Annotated in this window: 1 protein-coding gene and 1 pseudogene; both read right to left on the minus strand. The window is 66.7% G+C overall.

What is annotated here, in order from left to right; all coding sequences use genetic code 11:
• On the minus strand, positions 1–273 hold a 273-nt coding region (locus F8271_RS31835), incomplete at its 3' end, for a hypothetical protein (protein ID WP_225854922.1).
• Positions 270–462: pseudogene (locus F8271_RS32820) on the minus strand (IS607 family transposase); the annotation flags it as partial. The gene F8271_RS31835 and the pseudogene F8271_RS32820, both read right to left, overlap by 4 nt.

Raw genomic sequence — 462 nt, forward strand, 5'->3', positions numbered from 1 at the left:
CGCCTTCGCCGACTCCCGGCTGGCGGTGATGTCGGCCATCGCGTCACGGACGGTCTCTTTCCACGCGTTGGCCAGCACCTCGAACCGTCGGTGTGTGCCCTCGGCTAACCACTGGTCGCGGACCTGCCGGTCCGTCAGCCCTGCCCCGGCCACGGAGCCGTAGCGGCGCCACACCTCACTGCGTACCCGCCCGAGTCGCCGGGCCTGCTCGGCCAGCGCACGATACTTGCCGACGTTGAGTCGCTGCGAGTAAGCGATCCGGGTGGTCTTCACCGGGCACCCCCGGTCAAGTCGTCGGTCTTCATCGGCTTCTCGTATCGGCGCAGGCCATGGAGCCGACCTGAGAAACTGTGCACGATCGACAGCAGGTCGGCGACCATCTCTTCCCGCGGTGACAGCGATTCCTGGTTGGTCACCAACAGCTCACATCCGGCCACCTCAGCCTCGTAGGCGAGATAGTCG

Origin of the sequence: Micromonospora sp. ALFpr18c, from assembly GCF_008868155.1 — a bacterium.
GTDB lineage: Bacteria > Actinomycetota > Actinomycetes > Mycobacteriales > Micromonosporaceae > Micromonospora.